The organism is Rathayibacter sp. AY1C7 (assembly GCF_002931865.1).
In the GTDB taxonomy this organism is placed as follows: domain Bacteria; phylum Actinomycetota; class Actinomycetes; order Actinomycetales; family Microbacteriaceae; genus Rathayibacter.
Window position 1 is genome coordinate 1 of record NZ_PSWB01000027.1, and the last position, 17,604, is coordinate 17,604.

Sequence of the window (17,604 nt, forward strand, 5' to 3'; positions counted from 1 at the left end):
CTACGCCAACAAGGCCGTCGCCGTGCTCCTCATCGTCATCGGCGTCCTCGTCATCACCGGGCTCTGGAACTCCGTGTCGCTGTGGATCGTGGACAACTCAAGCTGGTTCCCCACCCTCTGACCCTCGGGCGGGATCGCCACGCAGCAACGTATGAAGCAAGGCGCCGGCCCCTCCGGTGAGTACACGGCGAACACGCGACCACCTGTTTCAGGGTCTGATTTGTCGCGCACTGCGCGCATTCGCCCTTTGCAAGAAGAGCACCACTATGCAAAAAGACGACGGGGTGCCAATGATTAGCAAGAATGGTATTATCAGAAACCCAAAAGCGCTGGCAAGGGTTGCGGGAATTAAACAGACCCCAAATGCAACTAACGAAATAAGCCAAGCGTTTCTCGTGATACTCAGTGGTTGATGAGAACCCCCATTAGTGCTGCCACTAATAGACCTCGATATCTTCGCGGTCAAGGGCGACAGCGCGAGAAGAACTACAGCAACTAAAGCAAACGGCCACGCGTATTCAAAAACTGCATCTGCCAGCGTGTATTGCACTCCCGAGGCCGCTTCACGCATCGGTCCAGCAATCATAAGAGCAGATACCGTGTAAGAAACCCCTACAAGCAGGGCTATCCACGCGTGCGCAAGAAAACTTGCTCCTATTGTTGCCGAAGCGGAAAGGTCACTTGGTCGACTCGAAGGCACGAGTTGAACCTAGCCGAACCTATGACCGGCGACGGCGAGAGTTGTCCGGGCCTGCGTCGCGCGCGTTCGTCCTCAGACGCGCACTCGGGCTCGGTCCGCTACGGGCGACGGAGACCCCCGATCGGCGCCCTCAGCCGGCCGCCGCCATCCGCTGAACGATCCCCTACCGGACGCATGGTTGACGGTCCCATGGAGGGCGGCCGCCTCCACTAGACCTCTTTATCCGACTGGGGTAGCTACCCTCGAGCCCATGACCGACCAGCAGAACGATGCACGGTTGCGCGCGAGGCGGATCGCCGGTGCGACGGCGATTGTTCTCACCGTTGTCGCCGCGCTTCTCGTTCAGGCCGGCGCGAGCTTGCTGACCCTCGCCTCACCAGCCATGACGGACTGCCGGCCGCGCGAGATCCCGCTGAGCGCAGCAGCCTGGTACCTCGGCGCCCTGCTCGTTATCGGAGGATCCGTCTATGCGGCGGCGAAGACCGCGCGTGCGCTCACGTCGACCGCGCTCCCCTACGCCCTCCTCCTCACAGCGATCCTCGGAATCGTGACGTTCTCGGGACTAGCGATCCTCATCGCCGGGCTGATGGGCTTCGCGGAGATGGATGACCCTGGACCGCCTCCGACAGGCGGACCCGTCCTGCTCCTCATCGCCGCACTCAGCACACCTGCCTGGGCGCTCGGCGCATCCAGCATCCTCATGCTGTCCAAGAGACGCAGAGTGCCGTCTCGTCCGGCGGCGTCGCTCATCGCGTTCGCTGCCATCACTGCGACGAGCGTTGGTCTCCAGCTCGTCAGGTTCACCCTGACCTGCTGACGGTGATCACAGAGGTCCTCTACGAAAGGGGCAACGACGGTACCGCCACACGGCACCGATCATCGGCACCGCGGGACTCGAGAAGTTCCTGCTCAGCGACCCCCTTACGGGACGCCAGAAGCGATGGAAGCACGGCGGAGCGCGCGACGGCGTGGCGATGCGCTCGCTACGCTCACGGGATGTTCGGCCTCTCGCGTTGGCGCCCGCGAGCTGACGCGCGCCGTTCGCGCCGCGCTCGGTTCCGCTCCCTGCTCGCTGAGGCCTGTTGCGCGTGCTCTCACCCGTGGGTGGAGCACGTCGCGGATGCCGGACCGGCCGGCGGTCACGTCTGCTCGGAATGCGTCTACGAGCTCGAGCACGGGTTCAGCCACGGGCCGACCTGTCACCGACCGGTTCCGATCGACGTGTCGAGTCGCGCTGACGCCGCCGCCGCGACAGCAGCGCGGGGCGGCAGCGAGCGACTGGTCGGAGGAGGTCGGATGCGAGACGATGCAGAAGACCGTGATGACCCTTCGATCCCGACCCTGCGCGAAACGACAGCCGCTCTCTTCTTCGGGCTGGTCCAGCCCCGAGACGTGATCGCTCTGGCAGCGAATCTCGTCGCAGCAGGGAGTGACAGCGAGTCCCTTGTCGCTCTCGCGTCCCTCTACTCCAGCGCCACTCCCGCCGACGTCTTCGACCTCAGCTCGGCGGCACTCATCGAAGCGGGCGCGCGGCCATTGGATCGGGACGGTGAGGAGATCCCGCTTCTCGCGCTGCGCGTCGCATGCCGTCGTTTCCTCACCGGCGACTGGGATCTCCGCTCCTTCTCATCCTGGGTGCACGACCGGATCGGTCACGACGGACCGGCAGCTGCGCAGCCGCTTGTCGAGGTCGATGACGAGCTCGACGCGCGAGGCATCGGAGCCTGCGAGCGATACCGCCAGAAGGTCGCTCGACTCGCCGCCGCCTTCCTCGCTGACACAGAAGGGCCGGCGAGCGAGAACCCCAAACGAATCCGTCCGGTGCACGATCGGCTATCGAGACTGAAACTCCTACCGCCTTGGTACGCGACTGGTTCCCCCGCATCGACCGCGACGCCTGCTGACATGATCGTGGTCATGCCCTCAATTCGTTCGGCAAAGTTTCGGGCAGAGTCGTCGGTGGACGCTGTGCTCCTGCGGGTACTCGCCGGGCACGAGTCGAAATCGGTGCGCATCGCTGTTGCCGAGAACGCCGCTGCGGATGACCTGACGATCGGGCGTCTCCTCGCTGATGACGTCGACGCCGTGCGCCTCGCCGCCGCCACCAGCCTTCGTGAACGCCCGCAACTCCACGAGATCGCGGCGAAATCAACGGACAAGTGGGTCCGTGCGATCCTTGCCCACCTGTACGCGGACGACGACCAAAGGTCGCTCGCCCTTGCGATACAGAGAACACTCGCGGCGGATCCCTTCGGGGAGACTCGTGGCCGGACGGCTCAGACCACCGACGACTTGGAGATCTTCGAGTCGCTTCTCACCGACCCGTCACCGGTTGTCCGCGGCATGTGCGCGCGCAACCCCCGCATCTCCCTGACACAGATGGAGCGTCTCATCACCGACCGCGATCGCGCCGTCCGCGCCGGAGCCGCAGAGGGCGGACTCCAGTACCCCAATGACGAGCAGTTGCTCCGGCTGGCGCGCGACCGGTCGGTCGAGGTGCGCTGGGCAGTACTATTCCGCGCCGACCGACCCAGACGAGCAATCGAACTCATCGCAGAGGACAGCGACGAGATGAACCGACACCACGCGCGGATCGCCCTCCACGACGAACACGACATCATCGCGCCAGCGGTGACGCACCGTGCACGCGCAGAACGTCGACGGGCACAGCTTGTTCGCTCATTCGGTGAGTGAACGGCGGGGAGTGAAGCGCGCCTTGTACGGCACGCGGTCTCGTTAGCCGATCCCCATATGGGACGGAGCTGAGCGGGTAGCGTCACCGGCATGACCTCGGGTTCGCGTAACCGCATTCGAGTTGCTGCCGCACTCACAACCGGAGCGGCGCTGCTCACCGCCGCCGGCTGCGCGCCGGCGGTGCAGACGTCGGGATGCCCGGGCTGGGCGTATTTTGGATCCGCGGAAGCCCGCTACGAGGTCGCCGAAGCGGTCATCACGACCGCCTCCCCTCGCGCCTCGGGAACTCAGAGCGTCTTCAGCGTCGCAGCATCCGCATACATGGTCACCGTGGATGAGACAGAGAAGGGACCGTTCATTGCAGGAGAGACAATCCGCGTCGTGTCGATGCCTGATGCGTGCAGCGGCACCGACCTCTACCCGGACGGAGACCCGATGGACACCGACCAGCCCCTCCGCCTGTACCTCAGTTCCGGGAACGGATTCTGGGCGACGCTGACTCCGCTCGAGGGCGCTGAACCGATCGAGGAATAGCCCGCCAGTCGATCCTCTTACGGGACGTAACGCCTTCCGTGGGATGGCTCAGTCGGCAGATGCCGCGAGTGCCGGCGCTGCCAGGCCGAGTCCTTCGCAGAAGGGGCCAGTGGGCTGGCCCGCTCTGTTCGGGAAGACGCCGAGCCTGGTGTCCGCGAGGACGCAGACCGTCGGGTTAGGTACGTTGATGGGTCCGCTTCCCGGGTAGGGCTCGTCGGGGACGGCGCTCCAGCTCGCTTCGCATCGTTCGAGGGCGGCGGCGACCCGCTCGGACAGTGGAAGCAGCTCGAATGCGTTGCGGTCGTCGTCCACGAGGATGCTCGTGGTGTGGTCAGCGCGGACGTCGGCGACGGAGTAGCAGTCGAAGCTCGTGTTTGCTTCGTCGTTGCTGGCCTGCGTTACGGTGATCGCGGCGGCGCTGGTGCCGATCGCGACGACGGCCGCGAGGCCGAGCCCGACGAGGCGGCGGCGCTTGGTGGAGCGGTGGCGGGCAGCGATGTCGGTGAGGATGGTGGCGCGCATCCTGGTGAGCTGTTCCGTGGTGGGGCCGAGGTCGTGGGTCATCAGTTCTCCCTTTCGAAGGGGCGCAGGGTGGTGCGGAGCGTGATCCGCAGCCGGCTGAGCCGGTTGCGGATGGCGCCGTGGGTGGAGCCGAGTGCTTTCGCGGCGTCGGCGTAGCTGCTGCCCTGTTCGATGCACAGGTAGTACAACGCTTGATCGGTCTCGGAGAGCTCGGAGACGGCTTCCTCGATCGCCGCGGCGAGCTGGCGTCTCGTGACTTCCTCGTCAGGGGTGCCACGTCGATCCGGGTGCAGCGACAGGTCCGCGTCCTCGGTGCGGTTCCGTGCACGGGTCTTGGTTCGGAGGAGGTTCAGCGCGGTGAACCGGGCGGTGGTGAGCAGCCACGGGAGGGCGGACGCGTCCACGATCGCGACGTCGTTGATCCGCGTCCACGTGGTGAGGAACACGTCTTGCACGACGTCTTCGGCGTCGGTGGGCGTGCGGACGATGCTGAGGGCGTAGCGGTAGGTCGTCGCCGCGTGCCGGTCGTAGAGCCGGCCGAACGCAGCCCGGTCGCCTCGCCTCGCGCCGTCCATCAGGGCGGCGTCATCGGTGCGCGCCGCAGCGTCTCGCGCGAGTGCTGCTGCTTCCGGTGGCGTGCTCATGCCTAGTGGTGTCCGATCCGAGCCGATCGTCTCAGACGAGATCCGCTTTGCAACTCTCCGCTCGAGGATCCCCAAACGGGACTGGCTGACGTCTCCTCAACGCCCTGCCGGTTTCACGTCGAGTTGTATCACTTGAGTTTGATTTGGAACCAACTCGATCAAGCGGACACTTCTAGGCATGGGTGTGGAATGGGAGACGGATCGCGAGGTCTGGCGGCGCGCGACGGGGGCTGATCCGCGGGCATTCGCGCTGATCTTCGACCGGTATCACCTGCGCGTTCGGGCCTACTGCCGTCAACTGCTCGGGGAGTCCGTCGACGCGGAGGATGCCGCGGCCGTCGTGTTCCTTGAGGCGTGGCGTAAGCGCGCCGACGTCCGCTTCGTCAACGACTCGCTCGCCGCGTGGCTGCTCGTCGTCGCCCTGAACGTCACCCGGAACATCGGTCGCGGTCGACGCCGATACGAGCGGATGCTGCGCACTCTTCCACCTCCTGTCAACGCGCCCGATCCAGCAGTGACGGTGGCAGCCGCAGCGGCATCCGCCGAACGCAGCCGCACCATCAGAGCTGCACTGACGATGCTGCGGCCGGCGGATCAGCAGATCCTCGCGCTCTGCGTCATTGAGCAGCTCACCCTCGAGGAAGCAGCCGCCGTGCTGCGCATTCCGGTCGGGACGGTGAAGTCCCGACTGTCCCGCGCCCGAGGTCGCCTACGCGATGAGTTCACCCGCAGGCGGACACTTCCCCACACCTTCCGACCCGCGGAGTACTGACATGACAACACCAGAGCACGACCGCACCATCGCCCTCCGAACGGTGATCGCGCAGGCCGCAGAGAACGACCCAGGCAGCGGGCGCCACCGACGCCACCGGATCGCGATCGCCGCGATCCCCGCGGCAGTCATCCTCGCCGCGGTCTCGGGCGGACTCTTCTTCACCCAAGCGCCGGTGTCCGACACCATGACGGTCGCTTGCTTCGCGCGAGCAGAACGCAATGGGTCCGAGTTCCCCGGCACCACAGGAGCCCTCGCAACACCAGACGGAATACCCGGTAGCGGCGATCAGGTGCCGATCCCAGACGCGATCGCGTTCTGCTCCGACCTGTGGAGGCAGGGCGCACTTGACGTCGGCACGGCGAATGGCTCACCAGTCGACCTTCGACCAAGACAGATTCCTTCCGAACTGACCGTCTGCGTCATGCCCGACGGCATTGCAGCTGTCATTCCCGGTACCTCCGACGTCTGCGGGCAGCTCGGCCTCGCCAACCGCGTCAAGTGACTACCAGCGCACCCGATGAACCATCCCCTACCGGACGCCCGCTGGATAATCCTCCGATGAAATACCCGTGCGCCCTCTTCGGCACTGCTCTGGGAGGCGCCGAACTACAGCTAGGGAGAGACTTGAGGCATGTGGTTAGAGGGAATCGCGCTTGAGCGGCGGTTGCGCGAGCTGGACATCCCTGGGCCCGGCGATGAGCCGGTTGACTTCGACGGTCAGCGACTGGCGGCAAAGGTGGACGCCCTCGTCGCACTGCTCGATGAGAGCTTTCCCAGTGCTGTAACGGCGGATCGTCCCTGGGAATGGCAGGACTCCGCGACCTTCACGCACGTCACGGTCGACGGTGCAGCAAACCGCACTTCGGCGAACCTCGTCATCTGCATCAGCCGACACGGGGACCTTTGCTTCATTGCCCTCGAAGCCCAGGAAGCGTATACACGCGAGGAGTTCGATGCGCTGGTCGAACCAGAGGACTTGTCACCGATACTGGCAGCCCTCGACACCGTGAACTTCACAGTCACTGCCGAAGAAACGCTCTGGGCCCGATACGACGGACCGCGCGTGATGAGCAACTCGAGCTGGATCGAACGCTACTTCGGGTATCCGATTTGAGCGCGCCCGGCGAGCAGGTCCGCGCGCCGAAGCTGCGCTGACCGGTAACCCATCCCCGTACGGGACATGTCGAGCTACACCGCCCACTGCTTGGGTCCAACTCCACGCAGCTCATCAGGCGTGCCGGAAGAGCTAGGTTTTCCCACGACCAGAACTGCTGGCGGTGAGCGGGCGGCCGGCAACAGAATCGCCGCTTCGGGTTTCTCCTGTGGCGACGAGTGCGTTGTCCCTACGAGCAGAAGAGAAGTATAACCAATGGACGAACGATATATTCAACTAGTAGCAGGCATTATTTTCATTACCGCCGCAATATTGCTGACATGGAAAGGAAAGGCTTACGCGCGCTTCAACGCGAGGATGATACGGAGAATTTACGGGAACAGGGCGGAACGTGTCGCCAGGTCATCAACCCCGGCCACCGTATTATTTGTTTCTATAGCAATGCTTGTTCTCGGGATTTCTTTCTTAGTATCATCTATTGTTAAAATCAGCGCCTAGTCGAAGCGATGCTTAGACAGCAAATTCCGAACGACTCAACGGTGCGGATCCACCCCGACGACGCTGTACTGGACGATGCCACAGGAGACCGCTGGACGCAGCCCGGCAATACCCTGTCCTGCACCGACGCAGCCAGCGAGACCTCGCCAGAGATCACGATCCACCACTACAGGTGGGACGCCACCGCCCTCTTCACCGTAGCCGCCGCCCTCGCTCTCGCGGGAACCGTCGTCGCGCTCAGAGCCGAACGCAAGCAGGAGCTCATCACCGAGTCGCAGGAAGATCGAGCGAGGACATAGCGGAGAGCCCCTCTGCCGGTCAACGATCCCCTTACGGAACGGGGTGCGTTCGACGTCGCCTAGCTCGCTGGTGCCGTCCGTGACGAGCTCGTTCTCTGTGAGCAGTTCGCGGAGAGCTGTGCGGGCGCGTTGGTATCGTCCGCGGGCGGTGCTGGCGGAGAGGCCGAGGATGTTGCCGGCATCGATGACGGTGAATCCGTCCCAGAGCACGAGCTTGATGAGCTCCGCCTGGTCGGGAGCGATCGCGTCGAGCGCTCGTCGGACGTCGAGATGCTCCGCGGTGGGGTCCTCGAGTGGCATCGCCCGCAATGTCCCGGCGAATTTCATGGCCAGATCGGAGCGGCGGGCATTTCCCCGCTGAGCGTTGGCGAGGGTGCGGCGGGCGACGCCGAACAGCCACATTCGTGCTTGCTCGGGATCCGTTGGGATGGAGTCGACTTTGCGCCAAGCGACGAGGTAGGTGTCGCTGAGTAGATCCGCTGCATCCGCGACGGGCGAGACGCGTCGCTCGAAGTAGCTGAGCAGGTCGGAGGCGTTGGCGAGGTAGACGGCCTTCAAGACGGCGGTCCTCTTCGCCTTCACGGCGCCTGCTCCTCGGTAATGTTGCAGCCGCCAGCCGATTCAATGGACACGCCTTCGCCGTATCCGGCCTCTCTGAACTGCTCGATGATGCGGTCCGCGATCAGCCGGGTCACCGCGATCCCAGGATCCGCCGTGAAGCCACGGGTGTCTGCCTCTGTTTGCTCCTGCTCGATGACGGTACGTCTGGCTTCGGCGTCGACGCTCGCGATCGTCGGGTCCCAGTCGTGGGTACTGAGGAAGACGCGCGCTTCGCGCGCCTCACGCTCGACGTCTGCGCCCTGGCCGGCGGAGTAGTCCGGCTCGACGCGAATCGCGACCTGGCAGAGAACGTTGCCCTGCCCGTCTCCGAGGTCGAAGGAGCGCTGCACGGCTGCGTCGGGGGTGAAGCCTGCCCAGTCGAGGATCGCGGGGCCTGCCACCGCGCCCGTGATGCCTAGGCTCAGGCCGGCGACGCTCAGCGCGCCGACCAGCCACAGGTTGCGACGTCGCCGCGGACGACGGGTGCTGTCGCCGACCTCCTCGATCGTCAGGCGAGCAAGACGGTCCGCATCGCCGCGCAACGCGGGATACGACTGGCGGGTGGGTGGTGCGGCGCGGCGGATCAGGTCGTCGAGTGGGTCGGCCACGGGTGCTCCGTTTCGGGTGCTCATACCGAGTACATGTCCGGCACCAGCCCGAACGTAATGGGAGCCGTACGAAACGGCCCCATCCGCCCGGGTGGCAATCCCCTAACGGACACCACCCGGAGCAAGGCAGCGTGAATGAGCGACGACTCCTTGGCACGACCACGGACACAGGCTTGGATGAGCACATGCAGACGCTCATCCCTCTGTCAGGCCGCGAGCTGTGGACCACGACTCATGGCGCCGGCACCGATGAAGACACGACGATCGCGATCGATCGCGGACTGCACGTCGCGCGTTGCTCGGTCCGCACTATGGTGCGACCCGGGACTCGCGTCGGACCCCGCGGTCACGTACGCCATCAGGGGTGCAGGGTTGAGCCAAACTGGCTGAGTGTCAGCACTGCGCCATTGGGCGCCACTCCCCTTCGTCGCAGTCGCCATCGTCGCGACGGTGATCCTCACCGCTCTCCACCTGGTCGAGCTGTATGTGCTGACTACCCAGCAGCTCGCGCAGGACGGGACTGGGCAAAATTCCGCAGGAACAGTCGCGTTCTTCGCGGTCTACCTCATTCCGTCCGCCCTGATCGAAGGTGTGCTCATTGGGCTGGCCGCGTTCGCTGTCGCTCGGCTCCTGAAGCGCGGCCACCGAGTCTCGCAACGCGCGATCGCACCGCTCGTCGGCCTGGTCGCGGCGGTCGTCGCCCTCTGCCTGATGGTGGTGCCGTTGATCGGGTACGCCACAGGTGGGCTTCTCCAGCTGGGCGCCGGGATCGCGGCCCTCCTCTCGGGCGAAGCTGGAAGCGGACCGGCGAATCTGATCGCAGCCATCGCGCTCGCCCTCGTCCTCTAAGTCGGAGCCTTCACCCTGAGCGCACGCCGCCTCTTCAATACCGCTGCGGCCGGGGACCCTCACGCCCGCTGACATCTACAGCTCCTCGGATGATCCCGCTGGAAGATCCCCGGTTGGGACGACTGCGGATTATGCAGTCGGTGGAGATACTCCGTGACGCAGAGTATGTTTCGGGCATGGAAGAGATACGGGAGCCGCGGGTGTGGATCATGACGGTCCTGGCCAACGGACGAGCGCACGGCTACGGCATCGTGTCGGCGGTGCGCGAGCTCTCCGACGGCGCGATGACGATGAAGATCCCGACCCTCTACGCCGCCCTGGACCGTCTCGAGCGCCAGGGCCTTGTCGCCGCGGATGGTGACGAGGAGGTCAATGGGCGGCGGCGCCGATACTTCCGGCTGACCGACGCCGGTGCCGCTCGTCTCGCGGTCGACGCTGAACGCTTGGCGCAGCTCGAGCGCGCCGCGTCCAGCGCCGCACACCGCCTCGGCCGGATCGCGCCAGCATGAGCGGGTCCGGCCTCGACGGCTACCGGCGGGCGCTGCGCTGGTACCCGGCAGCATGGCGAGAAGCTAACGCTGAAAGCGTGGTCGGCGCTTTCCTTGACCGGGACGACGCGACCGGAGCAACCGGACCGACACCACGTGACCGGGCCGAGCTCGCCCGAGCCGGCATCCGCGAGACCCTGACCGCCACGAGTCGGCCCGGACGACGCGCAAGCAGCGCGATAGGCATCGCGTTTGTCCTCGCCGCCTGGTCCTACGGATCGGTTGTCATTGAGGTCGGCGGGCGGGTCATGACCCTCGCGAGCGGCGGCAACGTTGACGCGATGGGACGCAGCTACGGAGCCCCCGTCCTCCTCGCGGCGGCACTCGTCGCTCTGGCCTGGCTATGCACGGCTATCACCGCATCGCGGAGCGGCCGACCACTCCTCGCCGCCGTCATCGGACTCTGCGGTCTCGGAGCCGCATGGACCACCTTCCACCTGTCGTGGCCGAGCCTCGTCCCGCCGCTCGAGCTCGGATCACCCCTCCTCACGATGGGGGTACTCAGCGTCACGGCTCTAACGGCAGCAGTCCTCGCTACCGTCTCGGCAGTGCGCGCCGGACTCCTCCAGAAGCCTGCGTCTTGGATCATCGGCGTGGCCGCCGCAGTCCATGTCGCCGGCGCGGCGCTTCTTGCGGCGCTCGACCGCCCGCTCACCGTCCCGGAGGTCCTTCTCGTCGTCGTGTGCGCACTTCTGACGCCGGCATACCTCGCTGTCACCGGCGTCGGCTTCGTATTCCTGAGCACAGGCACCACTCGCCAGCAGCGAGCATCACGACAAAGCGCCCGCACTACTCCCTAAGCGGCGGGGTCGAGGCAACTGCTGTGTCCAGCGACCGGTGACCCATCCCCTTACGGAACACGACCGCGCTCTATTTCCGAGGCTCGGCTACCGACGTCGAAACGCTGCATACAGCGCGCCGGTGATGATCCGAACACCGATCCCAACGAGGACCCAGGTACGAGGATCCTCATGGACGCTGGTGCAGACGCCCGACGAGTTCACGTACTCCGCGCAGCTCCCCGACCGATCACCGGCAAGAAGGACCACCGCGACTAGAGCGACGAACGCAACCGCGAGCCACCACCACCGCACGCGACGCCGAACCAGTGCACCCATGACGAGACTGTACGACGGCAGCGCTTCGTCGCGGGGGCTGCCAGGTCTCGATCGTCGATCGATGTGATTGCCCGCCGCTCCCCCTCTCATCGGGGCCGACCGCCCCGATGCCAGCAGGCCAGAGGAGCGTCCGAGTGCCCCGGAGCGAGAGCGACCCGCTCAACCATCCCCATACGGAACGCTCCATCGACTCTCCCGTGGGTGCGAGACTCGGAAGAAGACCCATCGTTACAGTGCCAGCGCTCCTCTCCTTCGCAGCGCGGTACGTTGTGCTGACGAGGCACAGGGGGATGCGGTGGAATCGACAACGCGCCTGAGGTGGGTGACCGGAGCCGCAGTGATGGCGCTCACGACGACGCTCATGGCCGGGTGTTCCGGCCCCGACACCGAGGCCTACTCCGATTTCAAGCGGGCACAAGACGAGCGAGACGCTCTTCCCGACGTCGGCACTGTAGGAGACGGCTACGACCCCGCCTCGATCCGTTACGTCGGCTCAGCCGACGGATTGGACGTCTGGATCGGGTCGCAGATCACGACCGGAGGCCGGTGCGTGATCGTGGACGGAGAAGGCGACAACGAAGACGGAAGCGGCTGCGGGGATGAGTTGTCGCTGGGCGGAGCATGGGTCGTTCAGATACACACCGATGGCGCCGGTCCGGACGACGCTGATGGCCTCGACTGGACGAGCCTCGGTGAGAACGTCTCTATCCGCCGGTACTAACCACCCCGTTCCTCACGTCGACCGCGCGGACGAGCATGTGAGAACGACCCCTACCGGCCGTCCGGTCGACCATCCCTTAACGGGACGCTGATCAGTCAACCTTTCAACGATCTGATGACGTTCGCGGTTGTCAGTTCTCGAGGTCCTCTGCACAGATCTTCAAGGTCGTCTGCACAACTACCGGAGCCGTCTTTCGGAGCGTACGCCGACGTCGGCCAGCTGCGTCTAGGTGGTCTTCCGCCCGAGGACGCGGAGGCCGTCTGGTCGCACCTCACCCGTGGGCGAGACGTGGCGGTAGAGCGTCTGGCGGGAGATGCCGAGTTCTGTGCAGAGAGCCCCGATGTTCGTTTCCGGCTTGCCCATCGACGCCATTGCGAGTCGCACCTTGGCGGGCGTCATGGTGAACGGGCGCCCGCCGACCCGACCCCGTGCTCGAGCGGACGCGAGGCCCGCGATGGTTCGTTCGGAGATGAGCTCGCGCTCGAACTCGGCGAGGGCCGCGAAGATCCCGAAGACCAGCTTGCCGGCCGCGGTGGTCGTGTCGATCGCCGCCCCCTGACCCGTGAGCACTTTCAGCCCGATGCCGCGCGCGGTGAGGTCATGGACCGTGTTCACGAGGTGGTGAAGGTCGCGTCCGAGCCGGTCGAGCTTCCACACCACGAGCGTGTCGCCCTCGCGCAGTGCTTTCAGGCACGACAGCAGGCCCGGGCGATCATCCTTCCGGCCGGATGCGAGGTCGGAGTACAGCTGAGCATCCTCGACGCCGGCCGCGAGCAGCGCGTCGCGCTGCGGATCGGTGGTCTGCGTCCCGTCGGTCTTCGAGACGCGCATGTACCCGACGAGCACCGCTGACTCCTGTCACTTATACGGCCGAATACGTGACGTGATGCTGGCAGGATGGCGCGCCGAGTAAAGGTGTCACGTAACTGGTCACTCATTCTAGGTGTCGTGAACGGCTGGGATCACGTTCCGTGACGATGGGTAGTCGGGTACGCAGCCTGGGCGGCACGAGCCAGAGCGTCGTACGGTGGGCGCATGCACGCGCGACCTGACTTTGGCCGTGAAAGCCGACTTCGCTGGCGGGGTTCGCTCGCTCTTGCAGCCGTTGTGACCTCGCTCTGCGGTTGTGCCGCTGACGTTCCCGGCCCGTCACCAACCTCGCCGATGGTCGCGGCAGCGCGGCAAGACACGCGTCCGCTGTTTGACGAGGCGATGGCGGTGGAGGCCGTGCCGGGCGTGCGAGAGGTGGCACGGGCGACGGAGGACTGGTGCTTTGGCGAGGGAGGATCCGATCAGATCGGCGAGTCAGGGTCGGTGATCACGACGGTCTGCAGATTCGGCGGTGGAATCGTCTATGCGGTGGATGGCACCGATCAGCTCGCAGCGGCCGAAGCCGTCGACAGATTCCTCGCGACCAACGGAATACACGGCGCAGGAGGAAGAGTCGTTGATTCCCTGGTCGGCGTCGACTTACTGCAGAGCGGTGACATCTCCGGTGGTGGTGGTCGTGGTCTTCCCGGTGGAGGAGCCAACGAGACGGCTACCGTCCGGTGGACTCTCGTCGCCGCATCGAGACTTCAGGTCCATGACCTCCCGCTCCCTCAGGGCTTCAACCGCCAGTCCTACGAAGGGTCGATCACCGAGTCGACTCCCGCGGACGTCCGCGCAATGGATGCGTCCTTCGCCCTGACCGTCGCTTTCGGCTGGCGGTACTTCGCGGGCACCGGCAATGGATCCGTTTCCTCATCCTGACGGTAGTGGTGGTGCGCTCCGATCCGCGCTCTTTGAGCTTTCTACCTAGAACAAGTTTGTGCTAGCTTCCTCGCACAAGGCGAAGTCGTCGCCGCTGGTGTCCGCTGTGGAGGTCGCATGTCCCTGTTCATTCCTCGAGAGGTGTATCAACTCCTCTCGGCCGTCGCCGCTCCGGCGACCATCGGGCTCATCTGCTTCGTGCTGTCGTGGGCGTACCCGCGCCGGATTATCTCGCTGCCCGCCAGCGGACGTCGCGCGTCGACGCTGACGTGGGCGGGTGTAGCCGGCGCGCTCCTCGTGATCGTGGTGGCGGTCGTCGTCCACGTGAGCACGCCGGCGGATACCACCGGATTCGAGGGATGGTGGCGGCGGCCCGCTCACCTGCTCGTCGCAGCACTCGTCGTGACGGTGGCCATGCTCCTGGTGCGCCGCGAGCCTCTTCCTGCGCCTGGCGAGACAGCGGTCGCTCCTCAGCGTCGTTGGCACGAGTTCGCTTCTCGTCCGTTGCTGTGGATCGGAGCGGTCACCACCGCGCTGCTCGCACTCACCTCGATCTGGCAGACAGTGATCGCCACCACCGCACCAGAAGACGCCTTCTTCCTCGGCAACGTGCCCGAGCACACGACCCTGCCGATCTACATGCCCTTCAACGCGAACTACGGCTACATCGCCGGCGTCGGCTGGCCGAATTACCTCGCCACCCTGATCACCCTCGCCCTCGCCGTGGCCGCACTCGTCCTCGCGCTCCGCACGGACGCCAACCGGCCACTGCGCGCTCGATCGACCGCGACCAGCGTCCGCCCAGAACGTGAACTCACCGCCCGCCTCTTCACCCTGCTTCTGCTCGGCGGGCTGATCACAACGCTCGGCGCCGTCTGGATGCACGCAGGAGACATCGGAACGATCATCGTCGGAGTCGACGGACAGAGCACCGCAAGCGGAAACCTCGTCTACGTCGGCAGCGCCTACCGTGCCTTCGCGCAGCCCCTCCTCTACGCCGGATTCCTCGGCCAGGGCATCGGGGTCGCACTCCTACTCCGGGTCGCGACCGACACCCTCCGCTCCGCCGCCGCACTGCGGCGCGCACGCATGCCGCTCATCGAGACGCTCCCCTTTGACGGAGTGGCGCGGTGACCACACTGACGATCAAGACCGCGGAGGAAATCACCGAACGCTTCCGTGGAGCTATCCAGGCTGGACAGCTCGGTGACGGCGAACGCCTTCCGACCGTCCGCCAGACAGCCCGAGACTTCGGAGTCGCCCAAGCCACCGCCGCCAAGGCCTACAAGACCCTCGAACAAGACGGCCTCGTCGTCACCCGCACCGCAGCCGGCACCCGCGTCGCGCCAGGAGCATCACGCGCACCCCAACTCGTCGTAGAACACGCACGCGCCCTCGCGGACTCCGCAACTTCCGCCAACGTCTCCCTAGACGACGCGGTCGCCATACTTCGCGCAATCTGGGCCTGAAGCATGAAGCAACCGCGTAACGCTCGCGTCGGGAGCGCAGACAACCTCGAACAGGTCGCACGAGATCGAAGCGTTGAGAGATACACATCAGGGGCGAAGGGCGGCACCCTGACGACCCTGGCGACCTCATGCCAGGATCGGGCCATGGGGATCAGCAGAACCGGAATCACGTTCACCATTGCGGCCATAGCCTGCGTACTCGTACTGTCCGGCTGCACCGGGAACGAGAGCCCCGGCGACGGATCATCGACCAACGCTGTCGAATCATCAGGCGTCGATTCGGCTGGAGCGCCGGGGCCGGCCGCGTCTGATGACTCTCAGCTCAGTGCTTTCGAGCAGCAGCTCCCCCTAAGGGGCGACTTCGTTAGTCAGCAGACCGAGACGACAGGATCGGTCCTGATCGAGCGCCGCGCGGACGGGTCAACCTGGGCAGTCCTCACCGGGTTCTCGACCGGAGAAGCCTCCAGTCTGAGGCTGCACCTCATAGAGGGTGCGCTCGAGCAGGAAAGCTCGGGCGCATGGGTCGATACCGCGGGCTACTCGTTCGATATTGCTCCCCTGGATCCGGAACAGCCAAACCAGGAGATCGCGATACCCGGAGCCCACATCATGCCGGCCATCAAGACCCTTACCGCCATGAACTACGAAGGACCCGACTACCCGTCCTTCGGGTCCGTCGCCCTCGAGAGGTAGCCCATCAGACAGTGGCCACACGTGAACGCCCGCGATGCGCCAACGTTTGGATGAAGACTTCTTCTACGCGACAGGCTGACCCGCGCTCACGTCAGAAATGCAGACGACCCTGAGCGGCCAGATGCTCACGGTCGTCTGCACGAGTACCGCTGCGAAGCGGAGAGTTGTGCAAGGGAGCGTGAGGAACGACACTCGGTGTCGCGTCTGCGTGTACCGGTGAACGATCCCCATACGGGACCGTCGCTCGGTGGAGAGGGACCCCGCGCAACCGCTCGACCCACGCGCACGACTGCAGCGGAGCCACTGGTTGACTCATAGTGCGAGCGTTGGAGTATGGTTCAGATCATGGCCGGCGAGATGCGAGAGACGACGTTCTGGATCTTGACCACGTTGGCGACAGGTCGGCGCCACGGTTACGCGCTCCTCCAGGAGATCGAGGAGCAGTCCGAGGATCGCGTGCGCCTTCGAGTGACGACGCTCTACGCGGCACTTGAACGGCTCGATACGGAGGGTCTTATTTCTTCCGATGGAGACGAGCGGATCAACGGTCGAGTCCGTCGCTACTTCCGACTGACTGACGCCGGCCGTACTGCGCTCGGTGTCGAGGTCGATCGCATGGAAGCCAGCGCGCGCCGAGCGCGGGCGAACCTCGGACTCGTTCCCACCGCAGCGATCCGACCTGGCCACGCCCCCGATTGGAGAACGGCATGACGACGAACGATGACGCCTACCGAGCCGACCGCTTCCGACGCGCGTTGCGCTGGTACCCGCCCGTATGGAGGGCGGAGCACGGTGAGGTGCTGCTCGGCATCCTGTTGGACGAAGCCGACGACGCAGGCCGGTCCCGCCCCACGCTCGGACAGCGAGTCACTTTGATGGTCGGTGGGGTGCGTCACCACTTCCGTTCGCACGCTGGCCGATCGCCGGCCGCGATCATTCCGCTCGCTCTAGCCACGGCGTTCTTCATCTTCTACTTCACGATCAACTGGTCACCGGGGATCAACTATCCCGGCGCGATCGGACCGTTCACCAATCCCTCCGTCTTCGCGGGAGCCGCTTTCGTTGTCGCGCTCGGGCTCGCGATGGCCGGACGAACAGGTGCCGCCCGCGGCATGGCACTGGCGGCTTCTGCCGCGGAACTGATCATCGCTTTCGTGTCGGCGTCCGCAGGGTGGCTTGGTCCCGGCCTCTCGACAGCGGCGCCTATCGCAGCGCTCGGCCTGCTCACAGCGCTCCCCTGGCGCGGACGAGTCACCGCCGCGGTCTCGACGCTCGTACTCATCGGCCTGCCTGTCCTGCTGATCGGAATCGAGGCGCTCGGAGCAATGGTCTTCCCGATGTACCCAGCGCTGCCGGCTGGACTGCAACTCCCCATCGTGTGTGGCGTGTTGCTGGCGATCGGACTCGCCGCGAGCCGAGCAGCGCGACTCGAAAGGAAGCTGCCCGGCGCCCTAGACGCCTGACAT

General features: G+C 65.5%; 21 protein-coding genes. 16 read left to right on the forward strand and 5 right to left on the reverse strand.

Annotation, left to right across the window (positions count from 1 at the left end):
* Positions 1 to 950 precede the first annotated feature (950 nt).
* The 3 genes from C5C69_RS13610 (at position 951) to C5C69_RS13620 (ending at position 3,928) form a co-directional block, all read left to right on the forward strand.
* On the forward strand, positions 951 to 1,517 hold the full coding sequence (locus C5C69_RS13610) for a hypothetical protein (RefSeq protein ID WP_104223345.1): 567 nt from the start codon (positions 951 to 953) through the stop codon (positions 1,515 to 1,517).
* A gap of 479 nt (positions 1,518 to 1,996) precedes the next feature.
* Positions 1,997 to 3,394: a hypothetical protein gene (locus C5C69_RS13615; RefSeq protein WP_104258114.1), complete on the forward strand. Its 1,398-nt coding sequence runs from the start codon at positions 1,997 to 1,999 to the stop codon at positions 3,392 to 3,394.
* A gap of 90 nt (positions 3,395 to 3,484) precedes the next feature.
* Positions 3,485 to 3,928 (forward strand): hypothetical protein, encoded by a 444-nt coding sequence (locus C5C69_RS13620; RefSeq protein WP_146083634.1) that lies wholly within the window; start codon positions 3,485 to 3,487, stop codon positions 3,926 to 3,928.
* 48 nt (positions 3,929 to 3,976) lie between these two features.
* Here the strand turns inward: C5C69_RS13620 and C5C69_RS13625 are convergent, their stop codons facing one another.
* Together C5C69_RS13625 and C5C69_RS13630 are read right to left on the reverse strand one after the other, a co-directional pair.
* On the reverse strand, positions 3,977 to 4,492 hold the full coding sequence (locus C5C69_RS13625; protein ID WP_104258115.1) for a hypothetical protein: 516 nt from the start codon (positions 4,490 to 4,492) through the stop codon (positions 3,977 to 3,979).
* Positions 4,492 to 5,094 (reverse strand): RNA polymerase sigma factor, encoded by a 603-nt coding sequence (locus C5C69_RS13630; RefSeq protein WP_104258116.1) that lies wholly within the window; start codon positions 5,092 to 5,094, stop codon positions 4,492 to 4,494. The genes C5C69_RS13625 and C5C69_RS13630 overlap by 1 nt, the downstream gene beginning before the upstream one ends.
* Before the next feature lie 178 nt (positions 5,095 to 5,272).
* Between C5C69_RS13630 and C5C69_RS13635 the strand changes: the two genes are divergently transcribed.
* From C5C69_RS13635 to C5C69_RS13645, 3 genes are all read left to right on the forward strand, one after another.
* Positions 5,273 to 5,866, forward strand: a complete 594-nt coding sequence (locus C5C69_RS13635) for an RNA polymerase sigma factor (RefSeq protein WP_104226387.1) — start codon at positions 5,273 to 5,275, stop codon at positions 5,864 to 5,866.
* A gap of 1 nt (position 5,867) precedes the next feature.
* Entirely contained in the window at positions 5,868 to 6,371 is a 504-nt protein-coding gene (locus tag C5C69_RS13640; protein ID WP_104258117.1) for a hypothetical protein, read from the forward strand.
* A gap of 129 nt (positions 6,372 to 6,500) precedes the next feature.
* Entirely contained in the window at positions 6,501 to 6,983 is a 483-nt protein-coding gene (locus C5C69_RS13645) for a hypothetical protein (RefSeq protein ID WP_104258118.1), read from the forward strand.
* Between the two features lie 533 nt (positions 6,984 to 7,516).
* On the opposite strand, the gene C5C69_RS13650 is transcribed toward C5C69_RS13645, so the two are convergent.
* Complete coding sequence (locus tag C5C69_RS13650; protein WP_104258119.1) at positions 7,517 to 8,362, reverse strand: RNA polymerase sigma factor; 846 nt, start codon at positions 8,360 to 8,362, stop codon at positions 7,517 to 7,519.
* The gene (locus C5C69_RS13655) at positions 8,359 to 8,988 is read right to left on the reverse strand and encodes a hypothetical protein (protein WP_104258120.1); all 630 of its coding nucleotides are present in this window, start codon (positions 8,986 to 8,988) and stop codon (positions 8,359 to 8,361) included. Before C5C69_RS13655 ends, C5C69_RS13650 begins: the two co-directional genes overlap by 4 nt.
* 390 nt (positions 8,989 to 9,378) lie before the next feature.
* Between C5C69_RS13655 and C5C69_RS13660 the strand changes: the two genes are divergently transcribed.
* The 4 genes from C5C69_RS13660 to C5C69_RS13675 all read left to right on the forward strand — a co-directional run bounded on the left by C5C69_RS13660 (position 9,379) and on the right by C5C69_RS13675 (position 12,224).
* Entirely contained in the window at positions 9,379 to 9,837 is a 459-nt protein-coding gene (locus C5C69_RS13660; RefSeq protein ID WP_104258121.1) for a hypothetical protein, read from the forward strand.
* Between the two features lie 89 nt (positions 9,838 to 9,926).
* Complete coding sequence (locus C5C69_RS13665) at positions 9,927 to 10,346, forward strand: PadR family transcriptional regulator (protein WP_219812380.1); 420 nt, start codon at positions 9,927 to 9,929, stop codon at positions 10,344 to 10,346.
* Between the two features lie 77 nt (positions 10,347 to 10,423).
* Positions 10,424 to 11,185, forward strand: coding sequence for a hypothetical protein (locus C5C69_RS13670; protein ID WP_146083635.1), 762 nt, complete (start codon positions 10,424 to 10,426; stop codon positions 11,183 to 11,185).
* Between the two features lie 613 nt (positions 11,186 to 11,798).
* Positions 11,799 to 12,224 (forward strand): hypothetical protein, encoded by a 426-nt coding sequence (locus tag C5C69_RS13675; RefSeq protein ID WP_146083636.1) that lies wholly within the window; start codon positions 11,799 to 11,801, stop codon positions 12,222 to 12,224.
* 225 nt (positions 12,225 to 12,449) lie between these two features.
* Here C5C69_RS13675 and C5C69_RS13680 read toward each other — a convergent pair whose 3' ends face one another.
* Entirely contained in the window at positions 12,450 to 13,070 is a 621-nt protein-coding gene (locus C5C69_RS13680; protein WP_104258124.1) for a recombinase family protein, read from the reverse strand.
* A 372-nt stretch (positions 13,071 to 13,442) separates the two neighbouring features.
* Here C5C69_RS13680 and C5C69_RS13685 point away from each other — a divergent pair, with 372 nt between their 5' ends.
* The 6 genes from C5C69_RS13685 to C5C69_RS13715 all read left to right on the forward strand — a co-directional run bounded on the left by C5C69_RS13685 (position 13,443) and on the right by C5C69_RS13715 (position 17,601).
* Positions 13,443 to 13,976, forward strand: a complete 534-nt coding sequence (locus C5C69_RS13685; RefSeq protein ID WP_146078879.1) for a hypothetical protein — start codon at positions 13,443 to 13,445, stop codon at positions 13,974 to 13,976.
* 117 nt (positions 13,977 to 14,093) lie between these two features.
* On the forward strand, positions 14,094 to 15,110 hold the full coding sequence (locus C5C69_RS16725) for a hypothetical protein (protein ID WP_146083637.1): 1,017 nt from the start codon (positions 14,094 to 14,096) through the stop codon (positions 15,108 to 15,110).
* Complete coding sequence (locus tag C5C69_RS13700) at positions 15,107 to 15,445, forward strand: GntR family transcriptional regulator (RefSeq protein ID WP_104258128.1); 339 nt, start codon at positions 15,107 to 15,109, stop codon at positions 15,443 to 15,445. Before C5C69_RS16725 ends, C5C69_RS13700 begins: the two co-directional genes overlap by 4 nt.
* A gap of 144 nt (positions 15,446 to 15,589) precedes the next feature.
* Positions 15,590 to 16,138: a hypothetical protein gene (locus C5C69_RS13705; RefSeq protein ID WP_104258129.1), complete on the forward strand. Its 549-nt coding sequence runs from the start codon at positions 15,590 to 15,592 to the stop codon at positions 16,136 to 16,138.
* 333 nt (positions 16,139 to 16,471) lie between these two features.
* Positions 16,472 to 16,849, forward strand: a complete 378-nt coding sequence (locus C5C69_RS13710) for a PadR family transcriptional regulator (RefSeq protein WP_219812216.1) — start codon at positions 16,472 to 16,474, stop codon at positions 16,847 to 16,849.
* Positions 16,846 to 17,601 (forward strand): hypothetical protein, encoded by a 756-nt coding sequence (locus tag C5C69_RS13715; protein WP_104258130.1) that lies wholly within the window; start codon positions 16,846 to 16,848, stop codon positions 17,599 to 17,601. The genes C5C69_RS13710 and C5C69_RS13715 overlap by 4 nt, the downstream gene beginning before the upstream one ends.
* The last annotated feature ends 3 nt before the right edge of the window (positions 17,602 to 17,604 follow it).